We start from the raw sequence: 4,544 nt of genomic DNA on the forward strand, positions 1-4,544 counted from the left end.
ACGTAAAGAAAGCGGTGCTGGCTGTCTTTCATATAGATATGGGCATCGACATTGGCGAGGATGATCTCCAGCAACTGGTGCTGCTCCGCCAGACGGGCCTCGATCAGCTTGTGTTCGGTGATATCGGTTGAGATGCCGCACAGGCCGATCAGGTTGCCATCCCGGTCATACATGGGCTTTTTGACTGTCCAGTAGAAGCGCTTTTCTCCGGTGGTTTTGAGGTAGTTGATCTCCTCCTGCGCGAGGGCGAGCTGCTGCTCCAGCACCAGTTGATCATTGCGCTTAACGGCATCAGAGAACTCGAGATCAAAAAAGGCACGATCATCCTGCCCCTGCAACTCGGCGAGGGTACAGCCAAAGAGATCCAGCACCGCCTGATTGGCATAGGTGTAACGGCCCGCCAAATCTTTGGTAAAAAGGTAGGCGTCAGTCTCGTTAAAGATGGCTTTGAGGTGATCCAGCTCATGCTGCAATCGAATGGAGAAGGGTTCATCCTTCATGGGGTTAACCATCCTTGGTCAATGGAGTCGTTGTATACCGCGCGAAGATATGTACCAACTGTTTAAATTAAGCACTGAACAGGCCATATTTCGCGTTTATTTCCGCAGGTTCTGCGCCATGTCACACGATTGTCATCGTTGGTGTGGTCAAAGGAAATCAACTGAGTCCGTGGCTGTTCAGATAACTGTCCCACCCATATCGGCCCGGCTTCGTGGGCCAGCAGCAGAGAAATTAACCGGCAGTCAAATACGCCAACCTGAGCGGCAGAAAGGGCAACAAACAGGTCTTTAATCAAACTATTTTCACGATGCCCTTGATATCATCCCTGCAACACAACATGGGGAGGTTCGAGATGGCAGTGGCACCGTTTGAATGGGATGCAGCAATCAAGTGGGACGGGCCGGGGGCTATTGCGGGTAGCGAAGAGAGTTTGAGTGCCGATCGGCTGGATCGCGCCCGCTATGCCGAATTTCTGACCAACTACCTCGCCGCCGAAGGCAAGCAGCGCAACTATGTGCTTAACCTCAATGCCGAATGGGGGGCAGGGAAAACCTGGTTTATCAAGCGCTGGTATATGGAGTTGAAAGCGCACTATCCCACCGTCTATATCGATGCCTGGCTGCAGGACTTTTCCGATGACCCCTTATTGACGGTGATTTCGTCGATTATTGAGCAATTGAGAGACGCTACAGGAAAGACGGTTGCCATACCTGATGGCATCAAGTCCAAGTTATTGGGGTTGCTCAAGGTGGGCGGGAAATTGGTACTCAAGTCTGCCATTAAAAAAGCTGGGCTTGAAGATAGTGACTTTTCTGTGGAAGGCGAAGACGCAGATAAGCTGGTTGATACGCTTTGTAGCAATCACAAAGAGCGTTATGAATCTATCCAGTATCTTAAACAAGAAATTAGGCAATGGGTGGAAGGGGCTGTTGGTTTAAGTGAAGGTGAATTGAATTACCCAGCTTTTATTTTTATTGATGAGCTGGATCGTTGTCGTCCCTCTTATGCAGTAGAGATGCTGGAAACCATCAAACATATTTTCGATATACCCGGCGTGGTCTTTGTCTTGGCAACGGATACCGAGCAGTTGCAGCATGCCATAAAGGTAATATATGGCGAAGGATTTGATGCAGAAAGCTATCTTGGTCGATTTTTCCATAGGCGATTTACGTTAGGCAGTATCTCTCGGCGGGAGTTCATTCAGCAGGCAATATCAGATAAAAAATTGCAGCTTGAACATGTTAATGTATGGCCAGAGATAACTGACAGCCAAGCACTGGTAAATATATTGACAGTAGTCTGTGATTATTTTTCTTTGAGCTTAAGGAAAACAGAGCAAGTGCTGGATAGAACGATCGCTTCCATCATTAATTACGAAGGCTGCACATTAAATCTGATTTTTCTTGTCTATCTGTTCTCTCTATGCGAGAAAAATAATGAAGATTATCGGGCTGTAGCGGATGGCAAAATGCCTACGACAGATAATCATCCTAAGCTGAAAGGGTTTAATGCACTTACAAATGAGTATGGAGAGCAATACTTTCAGTGTTTTATAAAGGCTGGGAGTGCTGTAGGTAATTATGTCGATGCCTCTAATGATGAAAGGTTTTTTAATCCATTTAGAGATTTTGAGTATCGTATATCTTTAAGGGCTGTTTTGATTATGTCTTACGACAACATGGTTAATCCGAGTTCTGATGGTAGATATTCATATAGCTTTAATTCATTGGCGAGAGAGTGTTCTAAGCGTATGAGGGATTTAACTGAAGATGAAAATGCACTTTTGGCAGAAAAAGAGTTGTCTCTATTGGAGCGACGTTTAACAACGTATAAAAATTTAGTTGAGTTGGCTGTGCATCTTGAATAAATAAAGCCGGGATAACCCGGCTTTATTATCAGTTTATTTATTATGCCGCTCATAAAGCCGCTGTACGACATCCTGTAATCCCAACCCCTCGTTTTGCAGCAGCACGGTCAGGTGGTAGAGCAGATCGGCGGATTCGTTGATGAGCTCCTCCCGATCCTTGGCCATGGCGGCCAGCGCCACCTCAACTCCTTCCTCACCGACCTTCTGGGCGATGCGCTTGGTCCCTTTGCCGTAGAGGCTGGCGGTGTAGCTGGTGGCCGGATCGGCCCCTTTGCGAGAAGCCAGCACCTGCTCCAGTTCTGCCAGAAACCCGAGTGGTGGCAGCGGGTGACCATGGAAGCAGGAGGTTGTCCCTTTGTGGCAGGTGGGGCCGACGGGGTTGGCGGCGATCAGCAGGGAGTCCTGATCGCAGTCGGTGCTGATGGCCACGAGGTTGAGCACATTGCCCGAGCTTTCACCCTTGGTCCAGAGCCGCTGCTTGCTGCGGCTAAAGAAGGTGACCTGACCTGTGGTCTGGGTCTTTTCCAGCGCTTCGCGGGTCATAAAGCCCTGCATCAGCACCTCGCCGCTGGCGGCATGCTGGACGATGGCGGGGATCATGCCATCACATTTTTCCCAGTCGAGCAGTTCGGCAAGGGGGCGCGCGCTGGCGGTTGTTTGTGTGTTATCAGAGAAGTTATTCACGGATGGCGACTCCTTCGGTTTTCAGCCAGCGTTTCAATTCGGGAATGGGGATAAGGCCCTTATGGAACACAGAGGCGGCCAGCGCCCCGTCCACATCGGCGAGGGTAAAGGCATCGCGAAAGTGCGCCATGGTACCGGCGCCGCCGGAGGCAATCAGCGGTACCTTGCAGACGCTGCGCACCAGTTTGAGCTGCTCGAGATCATAACCCTGGCGCATGCCGTCCTGATTCATCACGTTCAGCACAATTTCGCCCGCGCCGCGTTTCTGTACCTCCTGCACCCAGTCGAGGGTGTGCCAGGCGGTGGTGCGGGTGCGGCTCTCGTCACCGGTAAACTGTTTGACCTGATAGTGGCCCGTCTCGGCGTCGAAGTAGGAGTCAATTCCCACCACCACGCACTGCACGCCAAAGCGCTCGGCCAGTCGGCTGATCAGAGCCGGGTCGGCAAGGGCCGGAGAGTTGATGGAGACCTTGTCGGCGCCAAATTCGAGGATCTGGCGGGCATCCTCCACGCATCGGATGCCACCGGCGACGCAGAAGGGGATATCGATCACCTCCGCTACCCGGCTCACCCAGCTCTTGTCTACCACCCGCGCATCGCTGGAGGCGGTGATGTCATAGAACACCAGCTCGTCGGCTCCTTCCTCGGCGTAGCGGCGCGCCAGCTCGACAATGCCGCCCATCACCTCGTGGTTGCGAAACTGCACCCCTTTGACCACCACGCCATCTTTCACGTCGAGGCAGGGGATAATGCGTCTTGCCAGCATCAGTTGCCTCCTGTGGTATCGGCAGCGGGAGCTTGCCAGCAAGCGATGGCGTCACCTACCGAGAACTTGCCTTCCAGCAGGGCGCGGCCAAGGATGATCCCCTTGACGCCGGAGCCCTTGAGCGCCTCGATATCCGCGATGCCGCCAATGCCGCCGGAGGCTTGAAAGGCGACGCTCGGGTAGCGGGCGCAGAGATCCCGATAGAGCTCGATGTTGGTGCCAGCCAGGGTGCCGTCACGGCTGATATCGGTGCAGAGCACATGCTTGAGCCCGGCGGGGAGGAAGCGCTCGATCAGCGCTTCGATGGTCACGCCGCTGTTCTCCTGCCAGCCTGCCACCGCGATATGGCGATTGCCTTGGGCATCGATATTGACGTCCAGCGCCAGCACGATCTGCTCGGGGCCATATTTCTCCATCCAGCTCGCCACCAGATCCGGTGATTTGACGGCGGTGGAGCCGATCACCACCCGGCTGGCACCGGCGGCCAGCAGATCTGCCACATCCTGCTCCGTGCGCACGCCGCCGCCGACCTGCACCGGCGCTTCGGTGGCCGACAGCAGTTGGGTCAGCAGGGGCAGCTGGCGCGCCTTGGCATCCTTGGCACCGTCCAGATCCACCAGATGGAGCTGCACCGCCCCCTGGGAGACATATTCATCGAAGCGAGCCTGCGGGCTGCTGCTGTATTCGGTCTTCTGCTCGTAGTCCCCCTGATAGAGGCGAACTACC

5 protein-coding genes are annotated in these 4,544 nt (G+C 53.7%); 1 reads left to right on the plus strand and 4 read right to left on the minus strand.

Annotated elements, in window-relative coordinates:
- The coding region (locus DBR30_RS22200; RefSeq protein ID WP_258224432.1) for a PAS domain-containing protein at positions 1–500 on the minus strand (500 nt) is incomplete at its 3' end.
- 353 nt (positions 501–853) lie between these two features.
- Between DBR30_RS22200 and DBR30_RS13625 the strand changes: the two genes are divergently transcribed.
- Entirely contained in the window at positions 854–2,368 is a 1,515-nt protein-coding gene (locus DBR30_RS13625) for a KAP family P-loop NTPase fold protein (protein ID WP_108542231.1), read from the plus strand.
- Positions 2,369–2,401: 33 nt separating this feature from the next.
- Here the strand turns inward: DBR30_RS13625 and hisIE are convergent, their stop codons facing one another.
- From hisIE to hisA, 3 genes are all read right to left on the minus strand, one after another.
- The gene (hisIE, locus tag DBR30_RS13630; protein WP_108588386.1) at positions 2,402–3,052 is read right to left on the minus strand and encodes a bifunctional phosphoribosyl-AMP cyclohydrolase/phosphoribosyl-ATP diphosphatase HisIE; all 651 of its coding nucleotides are present in this window, start codon (positions 3,050–3,052) and stop codon (positions 2,402–2,404) included.
- Positions 3,045–3,818 (minus strand): imidazole glycerol phosphate synthase subunit HisF, encoded by a 774-nt coding sequence (gene hisF / locus DBR30_RS13635; RefSeq protein ID WP_108541606.1) that lies wholly within the window; start codon positions 3,816–3,818, stop codon positions 3,045–3,047. The genes hisIE and hisF overlap by 8 nt, the downstream gene beginning before the upstream one ends.
- On the minus strand, positions 3,818–4,544 hold a 727-nt coding region (gene hisA / locus DBR30_RS13640; protein ID WP_108588390.1), incomplete at its 5' end, for a 1-(5-phosphoribosyl)-5-[(5-phosphoribosylamino)methylideneamino]imidazole-4-carboxamide isomerase. The genes hisA and hisF, both read right to left, overlap by 1 nt.

Source organism: Aeromonas sp. HMWF017, assembly GCF_003061465.1.
GTDB classification, from domain to species: Bacteria; Pseudomonadota; Gammaproteobacteria; order Enterobacterales; family Aeromonadaceae; genus Aeromonas; species Aeromonas veronii.